General features: G+C 72.5%; 16 protein-coding genes. 9 read left to right on the forward strand and 7 right to left on the reverse strand.

Going from position 1 to position 17,808, the window contains the following annotated elements; all coding sequences use genetic code 11:
- Positions 1-13: 13 nt before the first annotated feature.
- Positions 14-838: a phosphonate ABC transporter ATP-binding protein gene (phnC, locus tag IAI59_RS00090; RefSeq protein WP_207417533.1), complete on the reverse strand. Its 825-nt coding sequence runs from the start codon at positions 836-838 to the stop codon at positions 14-16.
- A gap of 216 nt (positions 839-1,054) precedes the next feature.
- On the reverse strand, positions 1,055-1,969 hold the full coding sequence (locus tag IAI59_RS00095; protein ID WP_207417535.1) for an EamA family transporter: 915 nt from the start codon (positions 1,967-1,969) through the stop codon (positions 1,055-1,057).
- A gap of 122 nt (positions 1,970-2,091) precedes the next feature.
- Between IAI59_RS00095 and IAI59_RS00100 the strand changes: the two genes are divergently transcribed.
- On the forward strand, positions 2,092-3,207 hold the full coding sequence (locus tag IAI59_RS00100) for a 2-aminoethylphosphonate--pyruvate transaminase (RefSeq protein ID WP_207417538.1): 1,116 nt from the start codon (positions 2,092-2,094) through the stop codon (positions 3,205-3,207).
- Between the two features lie 159 nt (positions 3,208-3,366).
- Positions 3,367-4,467: a catalase family protein gene (locus IAI59_RS00105; RefSeq protein WP_207417540.1), complete on the forward strand. Its 1,101-nt coding sequence runs from the start codon at positions 3,367-3,369 to the stop codon at positions 4,465-4,467.
- Here the strand turns inward: IAI59_RS00105 and IAI59_RS00110 are convergent.
- Positions 4,464-4,898: a hypothetical protein gene (locus IAI59_RS00110; RefSeq protein ID WP_207417542.1), complete on the reverse strand. Its 435-nt coding sequence runs from the start codon at positions 4,896-4,898 to the stop codon at positions 4,464-4,466. The two genes, IAI59_RS00105 and IAI59_RS00110, sit on opposite strands and share 4 nt — an antisense overlap.
- 284 nt (positions 4,899-5,182) lie before the next feature.
- Between IAI59_RS00110 and IAI59_RS00115 the strand changes: the two genes are divergently transcribed.
- Positions 5,183-5,785: a 2-hydroxychromene-2-carboxylate isomerase gene (locus IAI59_RS00115; RefSeq protein WP_207417544.1), complete on the forward strand. Its 603-nt coding sequence runs from the start codon at positions 5,183-5,185 to the stop codon at positions 5,783-5,785.
- A 7-nt stretch (positions 5,786-5,792) separates the two neighbouring features.
- Here the strand turns inward: IAI59_RS00115 and IAI59_RS00120 are convergent, their stop codons facing one another.
- The 3 genes from IAI59_RS00120 to IAI59_RS22885 all read right to left on the reverse strand — a co-directional run bounded on the left by IAI59_RS00120 (position 5,793) and on the right by IAI59_RS22885 (position 8,528).
- Entirely contained in the window at positions 5,793-6,437 is a 645-nt protein-coding gene (locus IAI59_RS00120) for a fasciclin domain-containing protein (RefSeq protein ID WP_408887614.1), read from the reverse strand.
- A gap of 367 nt (positions 6,438-6,804) precedes the next feature.
- Positions 6,805-7,767: an L-threonylcarbamoyladenylate synthase gene (locus IAI59_RS00125; RefSeq protein WP_237181160.1), complete on the reverse strand. Its 963-nt coding sequence runs from the start codon at positions 7,765-7,767 to the stop codon at positions 6,805-6,807.
- Positions 7,764-8,528 (reverse strand): 3'(2'),5'-bisphosphate nucleotidase CysQ family protein, encoded by a 765-nt coding sequence (locus IAI59_RS22885; protein ID WP_237180733.1) that lies wholly within the window; start codon positions 8,526-8,528, stop codon positions 7,764-7,766. The genes IAI59_RS00125 and IAI59_RS22885 overlap by 4 nt, the downstream gene beginning before the upstream one ends.
- A 225-nt stretch (positions 8,529-8,753) precedes the next feature.
- Here IAI59_RS22885 and IAI59_RS00130 point away from each other — a divergent pair, with 225 nt between their 5' ends.
- The 4 genes from IAI59_RS00130 (at position 8,754) to IAI59_RS00145 (ending at position 13,871) form a co-directional block, all read left to right on the forward strand.
- Entirely contained in the window at positions 8,754-10,307 is a 1,554-nt protein-coding gene (locus tag IAI59_RS00130; RefSeq protein WP_207417548.1) for a lyase family protein, read from the forward strand.
- A gap of 50 nt (positions 10,308-10,357) precedes the next feature.
- A complete protein-coding gene (locus tag IAI59_RS00135; protein WP_207417549.1) occupies positions 10,358-11,281 on the forward strand; it encodes an aspartyl protease family protein in 924 nt (307 codons plus the stop codon).
- 94 nt (positions 11,282-11,375) lie between these two features.
- The gene (locus tag IAI59_RS00140; RefSeq protein ID WP_207417550.1) at positions 11,376-12,758 is read left to right on the forward strand and encodes an aminotransferase family protein; all 1,383 of its coding nucleotides are present in this window, start codon (positions 11,376-11,378) and stop codon (positions 12,756-12,758) included.
- Positions 12,759-12,971: 213 nt separating this feature from the next.
- The gene (locus IAI59_RS00145; protein WP_207417551.1) at positions 12,972-13,871 is read left to right on the forward strand and encodes a bestrophin family protein; all 900 of its coding nucleotides are present in this window, start codon (positions 12,972-12,974) and stop codon (positions 13,869-13,871) included.
- Positions 13,872-14,009: 138 nt separating this feature from the next.
- Here the strand turns inward: IAI59_RS00145 and IAI59_RS00150 are convergent, their stop codons facing one another.
- Complete coding sequence (locus IAI59_RS00150; RefSeq protein ID WP_237181161.1) at positions 14,010-15,662, reverse strand: MDR family MFS transporter; 1,653 nt, start codon at positions 15,660-15,662, stop codon at positions 14,010-14,012.
- Between the two features lie 185 nt (positions 15,663-15,847).
- Here IAI59_RS00150 and IAI59_RS00155 point away from each other — a divergent pair, with 185 nt between their 5' ends.
- Both IAI59_RS00155 and IAI59_RS00160 read left to right on the forward strand, forming a co-directional pair.
- Positions 15,848-17,323, forward strand: a complete 1,476-nt coding sequence (locus IAI59_RS00155; RefSeq protein WP_207417554.1) for a leucyl aminopeptidase — start codon at positions 15,848-15,850, stop codon at positions 17,321-17,323.
- Positions 17,320-17,766 carry a DNA polymerase III subunit chi gene (locus IAI59_RS00160; protein WP_207417555.1) on the forward strand — a complete coding sequence of 149 codons (447 nt, stop codon included), beginning with the start codon at positions 17,320-17,322 and terminating at the stop codon, positions 17,764-17,766. The genes IAI59_RS00155 and IAI59_RS00160 overlap by 4 nt, the downstream gene beginning before the upstream one ends.
- Positions 17,767-17,808 lie beyond the last annotated feature (42 nt).

Consider the following 17,808-nt stretch of genomic DNA (forward strand, 5'->3'; position numbering starts at 1 on the left):
CGAAAGCGTGGGTTCAGGCGGGCAATGGCGCGGCGAGCGGTGCCGTCGGGGTGAGGCGCGCGCCCATCTCGGGCGAGGCTTCGAACTCGTCCTCGGACACGCCGTAGATGTCGCGCACCCGCGCCGCCGTCAGGCCGGCGGGCGGGCCGTCGAACATCACGCGCCCGGCCTGCATCGCGACAATGCGGTCGCAGTAATGCCGGGCGGTGTCCAGGTGGTGCAGGTTGCACAGCACGGTGATGCCGTCGCGCTGGTTCACGTCGCGCAGCGCCTCCATCACCACCTGCGCGTTGCGCGGGTCCAGGCTGGCGATCGGCTCGTCGGCCAGGATGATCTTGGGCTGCTGCAACAGCGCGCGGGCGATGGCCACGCGCTGCTGCTGGCCGCCGGACAGCGTGTCCGCCCGCTGCAGCGCCTGCCCGTCCAGGTCAAAGCGCGCCAGCGCGGACAGCGCCATGGCCCGCTCGGCGGCCGAGAAATGCTTGAACAGCGTGGCCAGCGTGCCGCCCCAGCCGCGCCGGTGGTTCAGCCGGCCCACCAGCACGTTGGTCAGCACGTCCAGCCGCTGCACCAGGTTGAACTGCTGGAAGATCATGGCGCAGTCGGTGCGCCAGTCGCGCAGCGCCTGCCCGCTCAGCGCCGAGACCTCGGTGCCGTCGTGCAGGATGCGGCCCTCGCTCGGCTCCGCCAGCCGGTTGACCATGCGCAGCAGGGTGGACTTGCCGGCACCCGAGCGACCGATGACACCGACCATCTGGCCGGCCGGAACGGACAGGCTGACCCCGTCCACCGCCACCTTGTCGCCGAACCGGCGCGTGAGACCCTCAAGCTGCAGCATCGACCGCCCTTCGTGTTGGCCCGGCATATAGAGGCCCCCCGTGACAGACGGATGACCGGCGCATGACATCCTGATGTGCGGCACCGGCCAGGGAAACCAAATCCCGCCACGCCCCGGCCCCAGCCTGCCGCGGCCGTGGCTCGCGGCGGCGGCCGGCGCCACAGGCCACCCGCCGGAATCCGGCGGCGCCGGAGCAGGCAGTGCCGGGCCGGGCCGCTAGCGCACCGTGCCCAGCAGCAGCAGCACCACACCGCCGACGATCGCCAGCGCGCCCGCCACCTCCTGCCGCTTCAGCGTTTCCTTCAGGTAGAAGCGGCTGAACAACAGCGTGAACACGATCTCCACCTGCCCCAGCGCGCGCACCATGGCGACCGGCGCCAGCGCGAAGCCGGAAAACCAACAGGCCGAGCCGCAGGCGGACAGCGCCCCCACCGGCAGGCTGCTGCGCCAGCTGCGGAACACGGCGCGGAACTGCTCGGGCTCGCGCCACGCCAGCCAGGCACCTTGCATCACGGTCTGCATGGCATTGGCCACGCACAGCGTCACCAGCGCCCGCAGCACCGGGTCGGGGTGGTCCAGCGCCAGGTTGGCGGACTTGATGAAGATGGAAGTGAGCGCGAAGCCCGTGCCGGCGCCGAAGCCGCACAGCGCCGCCGGCTGCACCGTGGCGCGCAGCAGCGCCATGCCGCTGAGGTTGCGCCCGGCGAGCGAGAGATACAGCACGCCCCCCACCCCCACCGCGATGCCGAGCGCCGACAGCCACGACACCCGCTCCCCCAGCAGGATCAGCGCCAGCACCGCGCCCTGCACCGCCTCCGTCTTGGAATAGGCGGTGCCGACCGCGAAGCCGCGCGGCCCGAAGGACATGATCAGCAGGTTGGTGCCGATGATCTGCCCCAGCCCGCCCAGCGCCGCCCAGCCCAGAAACGCCCCGCCGCCGATGGCCGGCAGCCCCTGCCCCGTGCCCAGCGCGTAGCCGCCCAGCAGCAGCAGCCCGAAGGGCACGCCGTAGAGATAGCGCACCACCCCCGCGCCATTGACCGACAGCGTGCCCCGCAGCCGCTGCTGCAAGGCGGTGCGCCAGCACTGGAACAGGGCGGCGGACAGGGTGGCGGCAATCCAAAGCGGCATGGGCGGGTCCGGGCAAACGCGTGCGCAGGCTGGCCGCTGCGCCGGCCGGTGTCGAGGGGGGTTCCCTTGGCACGCGGCGGCGTGCAGCCTGTGCGGGCTTCGCCCCGACAGGACCCCTTTCCATGCTGCTGCTCATTCCCGGCCCCGTGCAAACCCGCCCCGACGTGCGGGCCGCCATGGCCGTGGACATCGCCCCCTGGGACAACGACTTCAAAGCCCGCTACGCCGCCATCCGCGACACGGTGCGCGACATCGCCGGCGGCGTCGCGGGGGAGCACGCCTGCCTGCCGCTGCAGGGCGCCGGCCACTTCATCACGGAAGCCGCCATCCGCACCTTCGTGCCGGCGGGGCGCAAGCTGCTGGTGGTGATGAACGGCTCCTACGCCGAGCGCATGGCCCGCCTGGCGCGCGAGGCGGGGCGCGAGGTGGTGGCGCTCGCCGTGCCCGACTTCCGCAGCGTCACGCCGGGGGAAGTCGCCGACGCCCTGGCCGCCGACCCGGCCATCGGCCATGTGGGCGTGGTGTATTCGGAAACCGGCAGCGGCATCGTCAACGACGTGGTGGCGCTGGGTGCTGCGGTGCGCGCGGCCGGCCGGCGCATGATCGTGGACGCCGTTTCCGCCTTCGGCGCCCTGCCCTTCGACCTCAAGGCGCAGCCGGAGGTGGACGCGGTGGTCTTCACCTCCAACAAATGCATCGAGGGCCTGCCCGGCATCGCCTTCGCGGTGTCGCCCATCGCGCGCGTGCTGGAATGCGCCGGCAATGCCGGCTCCTGGTCCTTTGACCTGTCGGACGTCTATGCCACGGCCATGAAGGCGGGCTGGGGCTCCTTCCGCTTCACGCCGCCGGTGCAGGCGCTGCACGCCTTCGGCGTGGCGCTGGACATCTTTCAAAAGGAAGGCGGCCAGCCCGCGCGCCTGGCCCGCTACCGCGAAAACGCCCGGCTGCTGCATGAGGGCGTGCAGGCGCTGGGCATGCGCCCCTACCTCGACTGGGCGCACCAGGGGCCCATCATCGTCACGGTGCACCAGCCCGCCGACCCCGCCTTCACGCTGCTCGACTTCGTCGAGCGGCTGAAGAAGCATGGCGTGCTGATCAGCAACTTCCACAACACCCCCGTGCCCAGCCTGCGCATCGGCTGCATCGGCGACGTGCATGCCGACGACATCCGCTTCGCGCTCTGCGCCATCGGCACGGTGCTGGACGAGATGGGCGTGGCGCGGCGGCAAGCGGCGTAAGGCAGGGCCGGGGCGCGAATTCCCCGGCCCCCCCCCCGACCTTCTCCTCCGCCCACACGACACCGTGAACGGTCCCGGTCCCGCGCTGCCACGTTAGGGTTTCTGGACGCCGCCGTGCCTGCCCCCGCGCCGCGTCCCAGAGCCGAGGAACGACGCAGCATGGCTGACCAGCGCCCCCCCATCCGCTACAGCGACAGCATCGAAACCCGGCCGGAAGGCGAGGACAGGGCGATCGAGGGCATCATCGCCTCCATGACGCAGGAAACGCGCACGGTGGCGGAGCGCGAAAAGCACGCCGTGCGCGCCTCGCACGCCAAGGCCAGCGCCGTGCTGAAGGGGACGCTGACCGTGCTGGACGGCCTGCCGCCGGAGCTGCGCCAGGGCCTGTTCGCCAACCCCGGCCGCCACGACGTCGCGGTGCGGCTGGCGCAGGGGCCGGGCGAGGACCTGGACGACAGCGTTTCCACCCACCGCGGCATGGCCATCAAGGTCTTCGGCGTCGAGGGCGAGAAGCTGCCCGGCCATGAGAACGGCCAAACGCAGGACTTCGTGCTGGCCACCGGCCCGGTGTTCCCCAATGCCGACGCCGCCGGCTTTCTGACCGCCATCAAGGGGCTGGAAAAGGGCGCCGGCATGCCGCAGGGCGTCAAGGCCGCCGTTTCCACGGTGGCTGGCGCCGTCAACAAGGTCGTCAAGGCGGTGACGGGCGGCGACAGCCCGCTGCTGGACTTCTTCGGCCATTCGCCGCGCCACCCGCTGGTGGACAGCTACTACAGCCAGGCGGCGCTGCGCTACGGCGACCACGTCGCCAAGATCGCCGCCGTGCCGGTGTCCGCCGGGCAAGCGGCGCTGGGCGACGATCCGCTCGACACCTCCAAGAATCCCAACACCTTCCGCGACGCGACGGTCGACTACTTCACGCGCGAGGATGCGGAATTCGAGATCCGCGTGCAGCTCTGCACCGACCTGGACAGCATGCCGGTGGAGGACGCCTCGGTGGAATGGCCCGAGGAGCAGAGCCCCTACCGCGCCGTCGCGCGGCTACGGCTGCCGCGCCAGCCGGCGATGAGCCCGGCCCGGCACGCCTACATGAACGAGCGCATGTCCTTCCGCCCCGCGCACAGCCTGGCCGCGCACCGGCCGCTCGGCTCGCTGATGCGGGCCCGGCTGCGCACCTATGCCGCGCTGGCCGCGACGCGCCAGCGGATGAACGGCACGCAGCCGGCCGAGCCGCGCGACATCAGCCAGATCCCGGACTAAGGGCCCCAGGGCAGCGGCGCGCGGTCGGGCGCCACCCAGGCCCGCCGCGCCGCCACGCTCCACAACAGCGCGTCCGACCAATGCGCCGCCATCCAGCCGCGCCGCCCCACCGCCGAAGCCAGCAGCGCGTTGCAGGCCTCGGGCAGCGGCACCGCCGGCCGCGCCGCCAGAAACCACGCGGTGGCGCGCAGGGCGGCCAGGGTGATGGTGGCGTGGTAGCCACCCGAGTCGCTGTTCGCCACGCCGGTCGCGGTGTTGAAGGCGCGGATGAAGCCGGGCATGTCGCGTTCCGGCACCACGCCCGGGCAGCGGGCGGTGATCCAGACGGCGGCGGCGACATGCGCCGCGTGCGTCCAGGCCGGCTTCGGCAGCGTGCGGCGCATCAGCCCCTCGGCCACCAGGCGCAACTCATCCTCGGTCGCGAACATCATGTCTCGGGCTCCTGAACGTGGCAGGCGGGAGGCCGGGACTTGCGCAGCACTTCCGCCGGGAAAGGGCGGGCTGCGAAACGCGCGGCGGCGGGGCTAGCGGTGCCCCATCCCCCACGCGCGCGCCGTCGCGCCCGCGGTGCGGGGGCGTTGCTGCGGGCTGCGATGGCGGGCGGCTGCGGTCATGACGGCCCCATCAATCCCGGCCGCGCGCCCCGCGTCAAGCGCCGTCTGGACAGGCCGCGCCACCGGGCGCGACACTGCCCGCCAAACGGAGGACCCGCCGCATGGCCCGCAGCATCGACTACTATTTCTCCATGGCCTCGCCCTGGGCCTATCTCGGCCACGCGCGCTTCATGGAGATGGCCGCCGCGCACGGCGCGACCGTGGACCCGCGGCCCGTGCCGCTGCGCGAGCTGTTTCCGCAAACCGGCGGGCTGATGCTGCCGCAGCGCCACCCGGTGCGCCAGCGCTACCGTTTGGTGGAACTGCAGCGCTGGAGCGCGCGGCGCGGCCTGCCGCTGGTGCCGCAGCCCCGCCCCACGCGCTTCGACCCGACGCTGCTGGACCACGCCGTCACCCGCCTGATCCTGGATGGCCAGGACCCCGACGCGTTCATGCGCCGCGCCTTTCACGCCATCTGGGCCGACTGCCTGGACCTCGCCGACCCGGCGGCAATCGACCGCCTGGCCGATGCGCCGGGCCTGTCCGAACGCGCCTCGGCGCCCGAGGTCGCCGCGCGCTACGACGCCATGCTGCCCCTTGCCCTGGAAGCCGACGTCTTCGGCTCGCCCTCCTACGTGCTGGATGGCGAGGTGTTCTGGGGCCAGGACCGGCTCGACCTGCTGGAGGAGGCGCTGGCCAGCGGCCGCGCGCCCTACCGGCCCTGATCCGGCCTCAGTTCGGCAGCAGCACCGTGTCGATCACCTGGATGACGCCGTTGGACTGCATGACGTCGTAGGTGGTGATGCGCGCGGTGTGGCCGCTGGCGTCCGACACCAGCAGGTTGCGCGCGCCGTTCATCGTCACGGTCAGCGGCTGGCCGTTCACGGTGGTCAGCGTGGCGCGGCCGCCACCCTGCATTACCATGCGGTGCAGCGCGTCGAAGTCCAGCCGGCCGGGCACCACGTGGTAGGTCAGCACCGCGGTCAGCTGCGTCTTGTTGGCCGGGCGCAGCAGGGTCTGCACCGTGCCGCGCGGCAGCGCGTCGAAGGCCGCGTTGGTGGGCGCGAAGACGGTGAACGGCCCCGGGCCCTTCAGCGTTTCCACCAGCCCCGCCGCCTTCACCGCCGCCACCAGCGTGGTGTGGTCGGCCGAGTTCACCGCGTTGTCGACGATGTCGCGCGACGGCAGCATCGCCTGGCCGCCCACGGTCACCGGCATCATCATCATCGGCGTGGCCGCCGGCATCGCGCCCGGGTTGGTCATGCCGCCCGAGCCGATGCCGCCCATCATCGCGGGCTGCTGGCCCATCGTGTCGCAGGCGCCGAGGGCGAGCAGGACGGCAGCCGCGCCGATCCCGCGCAGTCGATTGGTCATCATGGTCGTGGTCCTTGAGGTTCCGGTCGGCCGACGCCGGCGTCCCATGATGGCGTTACCGCCCGGCCGGGCCGCCGGACGCGACCCCGACATGACAATCGCTCCATGCGCCGCCACGCCTGTCCTTCCTGCCGATGCCGGGCCGGCGCGCATGGCATCGCCCGGCCACGCATCCGCGCAGCATCAAGCCCCGCCGCGCCCCTTCCACGGCAGCGTCGTTCTTTCAAAAGCGGGCCGGCCAGCAACCGTCCCGCCGCAGCGACGGCTCGCGAACGTCCAGCATATGGCCTGGAAACACCGGCAGCCGCCACGCGCGGAAACAGGCGGAAAAAGATGGCGGCCCGGGGGAATTCCTTCCCCCGGCCTCGCCTCACCGCGGCGCCGCCGCGCGCGCCAGCCGGTCGTTGATCGCCACCCCCAGCCCCGCCGCCGGCACCGGCATGGCGGCGATGCCGCGCAGGCCCAGCCGCGCGCCTTCCGCATCCAGCCAGCGCAGACCTGCGAACAGGCGGGACGCGGCTTCCACCACGTCGCCGCCCTCGCTGAGCTGCCACACCGCGCCGGCGCCCGGCAGCGGCGCGCCGAAGGCCAGCAGCGCCTCGTCCGCCGCCACGGCGGCGGCGTCCAGCCGCAGCGGCAGCCCGGGCGCGTAGTGCGACAGCAGCATGCCGGGCGAGGGCCGCGCCGCCTCGCCCGCATGGGCGCCGGCCACCGCCACGGGGCCGAGCAGCGCCTCGACCGCTTCCCGCGGCACGCCGCCGGGGCGCAGCAGCGTGGCCACCGGGCCGGACAGGTCCAGCACCGTGCTTTCCAGCCCCACCGCGCAGGGGCCGCCGTCCAGCACCGCCGCCAGCCGCCCGTCCAGCCCCGCCAGCACATGCGCCGCCGTGGTGGGGGACACCCCGCCCGAGCGGTTGGCCGAGGGCGCCGCCACCGGCACGCCCGCCTGCCGCAACAGGGCCTGTGCCAGCGGGTGGGCGGGCACGCGCACCGCCAGCGTGTCCAGCCCCGCCGCCACCAGGGGGTCGATGCGGCTGCCGGCCGCGCGCGGCAGCACCAGGGTCAGCGGCCCGGGCCAGAAGCGCGCGGCCAGCGCGCGCGCCCGGTCGTCGGCCCGCGCCTCGGCGAAGGCCGCCACGGCATCGGGAAAATGGCTGATCAGCGGGTTGAAGGAGGGCCGCCCCTTGGCGGCGAAGACCGCGGCCACCGCGCCCGCGTCGCGCGCGTCGGCGCCCAGGCCGTAGACCGTCTCGGTCGGAAAGGCGACCAGCCCGCCGCCGCGCAGCAGCGCCGCCGCGCGGCCGATGTCGGCCGGCGCCAGCCGTTCCGTCACGCGCGGCCCCGGCACAGGAAGGGTGGGTTTTCCCAGCCCGGCTTGCCGTATTGCAGCGGCGTTTCGCCGTCCATCTGCGTCACCCGGCCGCCGGCGCCGCGCAGCACGGCCTCGGGCGCCACCGTGTCCCATTCCATGGTGCGGCCGAAGCGCGGGTAGATGTCGCCCAGCCCCTCGGCCAGCCGCACGAACTTCACGGCCGAGCCGATCTCGTGCTTGGCCGCCACGCGGCGCCCGGCCAGCAGCCGGTCCAGCCGCTCGTCGCCCGCGTAGTGGCGGCTGGCGAAGACCGTCAGCCCTTCCTCCGGCTCCCGCCGCGCGCCGATCGGCCGCTCGCCCGCCGCGTCGCGCTTCCAGGCGCCGAGGCCGACGATGCCGGTGAACACCTCCGCGAAGGCCGGCAGCGCCACGGCGCCGAGATAAGCGCGGCCGTCCACCACCAGCCCGATGTTGACGGTGTAGTGGTCGCGCCCGGCGGCGAATTCCCGCGTGCCGTCCAGCGGGTCCACGGACCAGAAGCGGCGGCCCACGGCGGTGACCACGCCTTCCGAGCATTCCTCCTCCGCCACCACGGGAATGTCCGGCGTGGCGGCGCGCAGGCCCTCCAGGATGATGCCCTCGGCCAGCCGGTCGGCGGCGGTGACGGGGCTCTGGTCGTCCTTGCGCTCCACCGCGAAGCCGGCGTCGCGCACGGTCAGGATGGCGTCGGCGGCGGTTTGCGCCAGGCGGGCAGCGAGGGCGAGCAGGTCTTGGTCTGTCATGATGCCTGCAGCTTTACGCCAGATGCGGCGGGGGCAGAAGCAGCCCCGGGGGAATCAATCGCGCCCGCTGCGGCGCCCGGCACCGCGGCCCGGGCGCGGGCGGCGTGCACATGAGGTTGCCCCGCCCCGGCGCGGGTCTATGCTCCCGCGACCACCGAGGGGGAACACCACATCATGCGCGCACGCACCACATCCAGGCTGAAGGCCTGTCTCGGAGCCGCCCTGATGACCGCCTGCGCCCAGGCGGGCCTGAGCCCGCCCGCCAACGCCCAGCCCGCCAATGCCGAGCCGGCGCCCGCCGCGGCACCCCGCCCGGCCCAGGCGCAGCCGCCCCGGCGCGACGACTTCTTCTGGCTGGGCGAGATCAACAAGGCCACCGCCGTGATCAACACGGAGCAGGGGCTGCTGGACCGCGCCCTGGCGCCCCGCATCGCGGCCGGGCTCGACCGCATGCTCAAGGCGGCCGAGCAGCCCGGCGCCCGCCGCCCCACCCTGGTGATCACCTTCGAGCCCATCCTGATCGAGGCCGCCGGCGTGGAAGCCACGCTGCTGCACGCCGGCCGCTCCAGCCAGGACATGCTGTCCACCGTGCGCGCCGCCATGCTGCGCGACGAGCTGCTGAACACCGCCGCCCAGCTCAACCGCACCACCGCCACCCTGGTGAAGCTGGCCACCGAGCATGCGGCGACGCCGGTGCCCAACTACACCAACGGCGTCGCGGCCCAGCCCAACAGCTACGGCCATTACCTGCTCGGCCACGTCGCCGGGCTGCTGCGGGATGCCGAGCGGCTGCGCCAGGCCTATGCGCGGCTGGACCGCTCGCCCATGGGCACCACGGTGCTGAACGGCACCAGCTGGCCGCTGAACCGCGACCGCATGGCATCCTACCTCGGCTTCGCGGCCACGGTGGACAACGCCTACGACGCCGCGCAGATCTCGGCGGTGGAAATGCCGGTGGAGATCGGCGGCATCGCCACCGGCATCGCGCTGCACACCGGGGCGTTCATCGAGGACGTGATGCAGCAATACAGCCAGTCCCGCCCCTGGATCCTGCTGCGCGAAGGCGACGGCAACACCTACGTCTCCTCCGCCATGCCGCAGAAGCGCAACCCGGGGCTGCTGAACAGCACCCGCGCGCAGGCCTCCATGGTCATCACGCTGGGCATGGGCCGCACCATCCAGGCGCACAACCTGCCGCCCGGCATGTCCGACGCCAAGGGCGTGGCAGACAACGCCGCCGTGCTCTCCGGCACCACCCGCATCCTGCGCGACTGGGACCGCATCCTGGGCGCCCTGGTGATCGACCCGGCCCGCGCGATGGAGGAGCTGAACAGCGACTGGACCGCGTCGCAGGAGCTGGCGGACGTGCTGATGCGCCAATACGCCCTGCCCTTCCGCGTCGGCCACCACTTCGCCTCCGAGGTGGTGGACTTCGCCAAGCTGCACGACATCCGCCCCAGCGACTTCCCCTACGCCGAGGCGCAGCGCATCTACGCCCAGACCCTGGCCGAGATGAAGGTGGACGGCGGCGCCCTGCCGATGAGCGAGGCGGAGTTCCGCGCGACGCTCGATCCCGTCGCCATCATCCGCGACCGCGCCACCGCCGGCGGCCCGCAGCCGGCCGAGATGACGCGGATGCTGGAGGAAGCCCGCACCGCCGTGGCGGGGCAGGAGAGCTGGGTGAAGGAACGTCGCGACACCATCAATACCGCACTGGCCCGGCTGGACACCGATTTCAACAGGATGCTGCCGGCGGAGCAGCCCCCCGCCGCCCGCTGACAGCGGGGCGGCACCCGGCTAAGCTTGCGCTTCACCGCCGGATGACCGCCATGCCCCGCCGCGCCCCCTTCCCGATGCTTCTTGGCTTGGTGGCTCTGCTCGGGGCCTGCGCGGCGCCCGGGGAGGCGCCGGCGCCGCGCCAGGCGGTCCAGGACTGCGTGTTCGGCGACGAAGGGCTGCTGCCGCTGCAGGACGAGACCGGGGCGATCCTGGCGGCGGCGCTGAACGGCCAGCCGCTGCTGATGGAACTCGACACCGGTCTCGGCCTGTCCAGCCTGCAACCGGAGGTGGCGCAGCGCCTGAAGCTGCCGGAGGACCCGCGCGCCCAGTCCGGCTACGCGGCCGCCGGCGGCGTCTCGATCACCCGCCCGAACGTGCTGGTCGAGAGCCTGCGGACCGGCAACCAGGACTGGCCGCTGCGCAGCATCGCGGTGCGGCCCTTCTACGGGCGGGGCGGCAGCCGCCCGCCGTTCGACGGCGTGATCGGCGCGCAGCTGCTGCGCGACGCGGAGCTGGATCTCGACCTGGGCCGCCGCCGCATCGCGCTCCACCGCGCGCGCGGCTGCCGCGCCGCCATGCCGCCCTGGCCCGGCGCCGTGGCGGTGCCGCTCGAAGCCGACCCCAGCGGCGTGCCCTACGTGCAGGCGCGGGTGAACGGCCAGATGGTCCGGGCGCGCATCCACACCGGCAACAACGTCACCACCCTGACCACCCGGCTGGCCGCCCGGCTGAACCTGAACACGCCCACCGGCCGCCGCGGCACCAGCTACGGCTCCAACGCCACCGCCCGGGCGGGCCAGGAATACCGCCTGGCGGAACTCGCCGTGGGCGGCGAGGTGCTGCGCGACCAGAACATCGTGGTCAGCGCCAACGAGCCGGGCGAGCCCGACGAGCTGACGCTGGGCCGCGACTGGCTGGAACAGCGCCGGGTGTGGCTGTCCTTTCCCACCCGCCGCCTTTACCTGGGCCGCTGAGCAGCGCTTTTCCCCGGATCCCCCAGGCGACAGCCGTGTCACTTGCTGTAAGCTCCTCTCACCGCGCCACCGCCGCCGTGAGAGGCCCCGCCCCATGAACGTCATCGCCAAGCCCAACGACATCGCCGGCCTGATCGAGGCCGATCGCGCGCATGTCTGGCACCACCTCTCGCAGCACAAGCCCTACGAGACCATCGACCCGCGCATCATGATCGAGGGCCGCGGCATGCGGCTGTGGGACGCGACGGGCAAGGAATACCTGGACGCGGTTTCCGGTGGCGTCTGGACCGTGAATGTCGGCTACGGGCGGGAAAGCATCGCCAACGCGGTGCGCGACCAGCTGGTCAAGCTGAACTACTTCGCGGGCTCCGCCGGCAGCGAGCCGGGCGCGCGCTTCGCCCAGAAGCTGATCGAGAAGATGCCGGGCCTGACCCGCGTCTATTATTCGAACTCCGGCTCGGAAGCGAACGAGAAGGTCTTCAAGATGGTGCGCCAGCTTTCGGCGCAGGTGCATGGCGGCAAGAAGAGCAAGATCCTGTACCGCGAGCGCGACTACCACGGCACCACGCTGGGCGTGCTCGCCGCCTGCGGCCAGCCGCAGCGCGCCAGCCACTACGGCCCCTTCCCCGAAGGCTTCGTGGAAGTCCCGCACTGCCTGGAATATCGCAACCAGTACCCCGACGCGCCGCACTACGGCATTGCCGCCGCCAACGCGATCGAGGAGGTGATCCTGCGCGAAGGCCCGGACACCATCGGCCTCTTGTGCCTGGAGCCGGTGACCGCCGGCGGCGGCGTGATCGCCCCGCCCGAGGGCTACTGGCCCCGCGTGCAGGAGATCTGCGCCAAGTACGACATCCTGCTGCACATCGACGAGGTGGTCTGCGGCCTGGGCCGCACCGGCACCTGGTTCGGCTACCAGCAGTACGGCGTGAAGCCCGACTTCGTGACCATGGCCAAGGGCCTGGCCTCCGGCTACGCCGCCATCTCCTGCACCGTCACGACCGAGGCGGTGTTCGAGATGTTCAAGAACGACCCGTCGGACCCGCTGAACTACTTCCGCGACATCTCCACCTTCGGCGGCTGCCTGGCCGGCCCCGCGGCGGCGCTGGAAAACATGCGGATCATCGAGGACGAGGACCTGCTGGGCAACACCACCCGCATGGGCGAGCGCCTGCGCGCCAACCTGCTGGCGCTGCAGGAGAAGCACGCGGCCATCGGCGACGTGCGCGGCGTCGGCCTGTTCCAGGGCGCCGAGCTGGTGGCGGACCGCACCACCAAGGAACCCCTGGCCGAGGCCAAGGTGCAGGCGGTCGTCGCGCATTGCATGAAGAACGGCGTGATCATCGGCGCCACCAACCGCTCGCTGCCCGGGCTGAACAACACCCTCTGCCTCAGCCCCGCGCTGATCGCGACGGCAGACGACATCGACGCCATCACCAACGCCATCGACGCGGCGCTGACCGAAGTTATGGGCTAAGCAAGACCTTCTTTTTCTGAAGAAAAAGAAGCAAAAAGACTTTACCTGTTTGGCGCCGCGCGGGACCCCTTCGCGCAGCGCCAAATGGAGAAAAGTTTTTTAGTTCTTTTTTCCAAAAAAGAACGTCTTCTTGCTGGCGCGGCGGCCAACATGCTGCACCGCAACCTAACGCGCTTCCGGTGGTTCCGCAGGGGACACTGGAAGTGAGACTCGATGGTCCTGCCTGAATCCGCGCGGCTGCACCGCATGCTGCGCTACATCGGCTGGCCGCTGGTGTTCCTGTTCCTGTGGGATGTCGCGGTCACCCTGGCCTATACCTACATCCCCCACCCGGAGTTCGAGCTGCCCACCCTGCCGCTGCCCCTGCTGGGCTCGGCGCTGGCGCTGTTTCTCGGCTTCCGCAACAACAGCGCCTACCAGCGGTGGTGGGAAGCGCGCACGCTCTGGGGCGCCATGGTCAATGCTTCCCGGTCCTTCGGGCGCGAGGCGATGCACCTGATCGACCGCCGCCCGGACAGCGAGGCGCTGCGCCACGCCCTGGTCCGCCGGCAGATCGGCTATGTGCATGCCCTGCGCTGCCACCTGCGCCGGCAGGACTGCCTGGCCGAGATCGGCGACTTCCTGCCGGCCGGGGAGATTGCCGAGCTGCGCGAGGTGGCCAACGTCCCCAACGCCATCCTGAACGGCACCGCCGCCCTGCTCGCCACCGCCGCCGAGCGCGGCTGGGTGGATTCGATCCGCCGCGTGCAGGCCGAGCGCCTGCTGGTGGACATGAGCAACGCCCAGGGCGGCATGGAGCGCATCAAGAACACCCCCCTGCCGCGCGGCTACGATTACTTCCCCACCCTGTTCGTGCAGCTGTTCTGCGTGCTGCTGCCGATCGGGCTGGTGGACAGCCTGACCATCTACACGCCGCTGGCCTCGACCATCGTCGGCTTCATGCTGCTGGCCATGGACCGCGTCGGCGCCGACCTGCAGAACCCCTTCGAGAACACCGCCCACGACGTGCCGCTGACCTCCATCACCCGCACCATCCAGATCGACCTGGAACACCTGCGCGGCGAAAGCGCGGCGCCTGCTCCGGTGAAGCCGGTGGAGAACGTGCTGTGGTGAGCGCGCGAAGATCTTAGGAGACAGGCCGGGGAAGGAATTCTCCGGGCCCCTGCTTCGGTTTTCCGCTGTCGCGGGCGCAGCCGTTCTGGCGCTGCGTTTCCGCAGGGGGACTTCATTCCCCCGGCCTGTTCCTTCGCGTCAGGCCGCCTTCTCCTCGATCCTGTCGCGCAGCGTCTGTTCCGGCAGCCCCAGCACCAGCAGGAACGCCGCGGTCATCACCACGGCGCTGAGCAGAAAGCAGCCCACCAGCGCGGTGCGGTAGGCATCGCCCACCGCCGCCTGCTGCGCGGCGGACAGGTGCGACAGCGCCTGCACGCCGTGCTCCGTGATCGCCGCCATGTCCACCGCGCCGCCGCTGTCGCGCGTCGCGGCCAGCAGGCGCTGCGTCATGATGGTGCCCGACGCCGCCACGCCCACCGCGCCGCCGAGCGAGCGGGCAAAGGTCATGGCGCCCGTCGCGGCGCCGAGCTCCTTGTGCGCCACGGCGTTCTGCACGGCGGTGGTCAGGTTGGGCATGCCCATGCCCATGCCCATGCCCAGCAGCCCCATGGAAATCAGGAACAGCGCCGCCGGCGCGCCCTGCCAGGCGAACAGCGCCAGGCTCGCCAGCGCCACCGCTTCCAGCCCCAGCCCCGCCAGCAGGAACGGCTTGTTGCGCCCGAGGCGGGAAACGATGCGCCCGCCGATGATGGAGGTCGTGACCATGCCCACCACCTGCGGCAAGAGCATCGCCCCCGCGCGGGCCGGCGCCATGCCGAGCGCCAGCTGGAAGTACAGCGGCAGGAACACGGTGGAGCCCAGCATCGCGAAGACCATCATGCCGCCCACCGCCACCCCGCGCGCGAAGACCGGGTTGCGGAACAGCGTCAGGCGGATCAGCGGCTCGGCCGCCCGCGTTTCGCGCCACAGGAACAGCGCGAACAGCCCCACGGTGGCCGCCGCCATGGCGGCGGTGGCGCCGGACACCCAGGGGAATTCCACCCCGCCCCAGGCCAGCAACAGCAGCAGGCTTGCGGTGGCGCCGGCCAACAGCACGGTGCCGGCATAGTCGATCGGCCGCGCCGGGCCGGTGGGCCGGGCCTTCAGCCCCATGGCCACCAGCGCCAGCGCCAGCGCGCCCACCGGCAGGTTGACGTAGAACACCCAGCGCCAGGACAGCGCTTCCGTGATGAAGCCGCCCAAAAGCGGCCCGGCCACGCTGGCCAGCGCGAAGGTGCCGGTGAACAGCCCCTGGTACTTGGGCCGCTGGCGGGGCGGCACCACGTCGCCCACCGCCGCCTGGGCCAGCACCAGCAGCCCGCCCGCCCCCAGCCCCTGCAACGCGCGAAAGGCGATCAACTGCCCCATGCTCTGCGCCGCGCCGCTGGCGAAGGAGCCCGCCAGGAACAGCAGGATCGCCACGAAGAACAGCCGCCGCCGGCCGTACAGGTCGCTCAGCTTGCCATACAGCGGCGTGGTGACGGTGGAGGACAGCATGAAGGCGGTGACCACCCAGGACAGGTGCGCCATGCCGCCCAGCTCGCCCACCATGCGCGGCAGCGCGGTGTTGACGATGTTCTGGTCCAGCGCAGCCAAGCACATGGTCAGCAACGCGCCGGCCATCACAATTCGGAGCGAGCCACCGGTCAGCGGCGCGGGCGCCGGGCGGGCGGCGGCGGGCGCGGGCGGCGCGGCCTCGGCCGGGGCCACGCCCGCCTGCAGCGCGGCGCCTTCCCGCTGCCCGGCGGTCAGCCGGCCGTCGCCGCCGGTGCCGGCCGCCGTGGCCGCGAACGATGCTTGCTGGTCCGGCACTGGCCGTACTCCCGTTGCTGCGCGCGGCCCTACAACGCGGCGGCGTGGCCCCCGGTTCGGCGGCGGCATCCTCCGCTCTACACCCGGGGCGCCGTCCGGCCCAGGGCCGTTGCCCCCGCCCATGGCGCCCCCGCGCCGGCGTGGCTATCCTTTCCCCACTGGCCCCACCGACGACGGAACCCCCGATGACCGATATCCTCTTCGTCAAGCCCGTGCTGCCCCGCGCCGGCGCCCTGGTGCTGCCGCTGGCCGAGGGCTTCCGGCTGGACGGGCTGGCCCGGCAGGCGGACGAGGCCACGGGCGGCGCCATCGCCCGCGGGCTGGAAGCGGCAGGCTTCAAGGGCAAAAAGGGCCAGGCCACCACACTGTGGGCGCCGGGCGGGCACCTGTCCCGCGTGGTGGCGGTGGGGCTCGGCCCGGCCGGCGGCGGCACGGCGGCGGCCGAGGCCGCGGGCGGCGCCGCCCTGCCCGCCATCGCCTCCGAGGTCGAGGCCACGGTCGCGGCCGAGGCGCTGGACGCCGCCGGCGCCGCCAGCTTCGCGCTCGCGCTGCGGCTGCGCGCCTACCGCTTCGACCGCTACCGCACCAAGGAGTCGGCCGAGGACAAGCCCAAGCTGCTGCGCGTCACCATCGCCACGCCCGACGTGGCCGCCGCCCAGGCCGCGCACGCGCCGCTGGCCGCCATCGCCCACGGCGTGGCGCTGACCCGCGACCTGGTGAGCGAGCCGCCCAACGTGCTTTTCCCCGAAAGCTTCGCCGAGCGCTGCCGCCCGCTGGAAAAGCTCGGCGTCACCGTCGAGATCATGGGTCCGGACGAGATGCAGAAGCTCGGCTTCGGCGCGCTCCTGGGCGTGGCCATGGGCTCGGCGCGGGAAGCGCGCATGGTGGTGATGCAGTGGAACGGCGGCACGCCCGGCGAGGCCCCCGTCGCCTTTATCGGCAAGGGCGTGACCTTTGATACCGGCGGCATCTCCATCAAGCCCGCCGGCGGCATGGAGGACATGAAGTTTGACATGGGCGGCGGCGGCGCCGTGATCGGCGCCATGGCCGCCATCGCCGGCCGCAAGGCGCGCGCCAACGTCGTCGGCCTCGTCGGCATGGTGGAGAACATGCCCTCCCACACCGCGCAGCGCCCGGGCGACGTGGTGACCACCGCGTCGGGCCAGACGGTGGAGATCATCAACACCGACGCCGAAGGGCGCCTCGTGCTGGCGGACGTCATCTGGTACGCGCAGCACCGCTTCCGCCCGAAGCTGATGGTGGACCTCGCCACGCTGACGGGCGCCATCATCGTGGCCCTGGGGCACGAGCACGCGGGGCTGTACAGCAACGACGACACGCTGGCCGCCCAGCTCACGGAAGCCGGCAAGGCGGTGGGCGAGACGCTGTGGCGCATGCCGCTGGGCGATGCCTACGACAAGGGCCTGAAGTCCGACATCGCGGACATGAAGAACGTCGCCGGCCGCCCCGGCGGCTCCTCCGCCGCCGCCTGCTTCATCCAGCGCTTCGTGGACATCAAGGACGGCCACGTGCCCTGGGCGCATCTCGACATCGCCGGCACCGCCTGGGCCACCAAGGACAGCGCCACCGTGCCCAAGGGCGCCAGCGGCTACGGCGTGCGGCTGCTCGACCGGCTGGTGGCCGCGCACTACGAAGAATGACCGAGATCGGCTTCTACCACCTCACCCGCACGCCGCTGGACGCGGCGCTGCCCAAGCTGCTGGGCCGCGTGCTGGCGCAGGGCGGGCGCGCCGTGGTGCGCGTCGGCAGCGCGCCGCGCCTCGCGGCGCTGGATGCCGCGTTGTGGCTGTCGGCCGATCCCGACTGGCTGCCCCATGGCACCGAGGCCAGCGGCAGCCCGGAGTTGCAGCCCATCTGGCTGACGGAAGCCGACGAGGCCCCCAACGCCGCCCGCTTTCTGTTTCTGGTGGAAGGCGCGGACAGCGCGCGCCTGGCGGACTACGACCGCGTGCTGGACCTGTTCGACGGCGAGGACCCCGCCGCCGTGGCCGCCGCCCGCAAGCGCTGGGCGGCGGCGAAAAGCGCCGGCCACGCGCTGGCCTACTGGCAGCAGGGCGAGCGGGGCTGGGAAAAGAAGGCCTGAGGCGGCACCATCCCCGCCCCCGCCGCCTTTGCCAGGAGTCCA

It is taken from the genome of Roseomonas haemaphysalidis, assembly GCF_017355405.1.
GTDB classification, from domain to species: domain Bacteria; phylum Pseudomonadota; class Alphaproteobacteria; order Acetobacterales; family Acetobacteraceae; genus Pseudoroseomonas; species Pseudoroseomonas haemaphysalidis.

Bases quoted from the DNA above. Each gene is read 5' to 3' on its own strand.
- IAI59_RS00105 (WP_207417540.1), top strand. From the start codon at position 3,367: ATGGCTGACCAGCGCCCCCCCATCCGCTACAGCGACAGCATCGAAACC.
- IAI59_RS22885 (WP_237180733.1), bottom strand. From the start codon at position 8,528: ATGACAGACCAAGACCTGCTCGCCCTCGCTGCCCGCCTGGCGCAAACC.
- IAI59_RS00095 (WP_207417535.1), bottom strand. From the start codon at position 1,969: ATGCCGCTTTGGATTGCCGCCACCCTGTCCGCCGCCCTGTTCCAGTGC.
- IAI59_RS00155 (WP_207417554.1), top strand. From the start codon at position 15,848: ATGACCGATATCCTCTTCGTCAAGCCCGTGCTGCCCCGCGCCGGCGCC.
- IAI59_RS00110 (WP_207417542.1), bottom strand. From the start codon at position 4,898: ATGATGTTCGCGACCGAGGATGAGTTGCGCCTGGTGGCCGAGGGGCTG.
- IAI59_RS00140 (WP_207417550.1), top strand. From the start codon at position 11,376: ATGAACGTCATCGCCAAGCCCAACGACATCGCCGGCCTGATCGAGGCC.
- IAI59_RS00145 (WP_207417551.1), top strand. From the start codon at position 12,972: ATGGTCCTGCCTGAATCCGCGCGGCTGCACCGCATGCTGCGCTACATC.
- IAI59_RS00120 (WP_408887614.1), bottom strand. From the start codon at position 6,437: ATGATGACCAATCGACTGCGCGGGATCGGCGCGGCTGCCGTCCTGCTC.
- IAI59_RS00160 (WP_207417555.1), top strand. From the start codon at position 17,320: ATGACCGAGATCGGCTTCTACCACCTCACCCGCACGCCGCTGGACGCG.
- IAI59_RS00100 (WP_207417538.1), top strand. From the start codon at position 2,092: ATGCTGCTGCTCATTCCCGGCCCCGTGCAAACCCGCCCCGACGTGCGG.
- IAI59_RS00130 (WP_207417548.1), top strand. From the start codon at position 8,754: ATGACCGCCTGCGCCCAGGCGGGCCTGAGCCCGCCCGCCAACGCCCAG.
- IAI59_RS00115 (WP_207417544.1), top strand. From the start codon at position 5,183: ATGGCCCGCAGCATCGACTACTATTTCTCCATGGCCTCGCCCTGGGCC.
- IAI59_RS00135 (WP_207417549.1), top strand. From the start codon at position 10,358: ATGCCCCGCCGCGCCCCCTTCCCGATGCTTCTTGGCTTGGTGGCTCTG.
- phnC (WP_207417533.1), bottom strand. From the start codon at position 838: ATGCTGCAGCTTGAGGGTCTCACGCGCCGGTTCGGCGACAAGGTGGCG.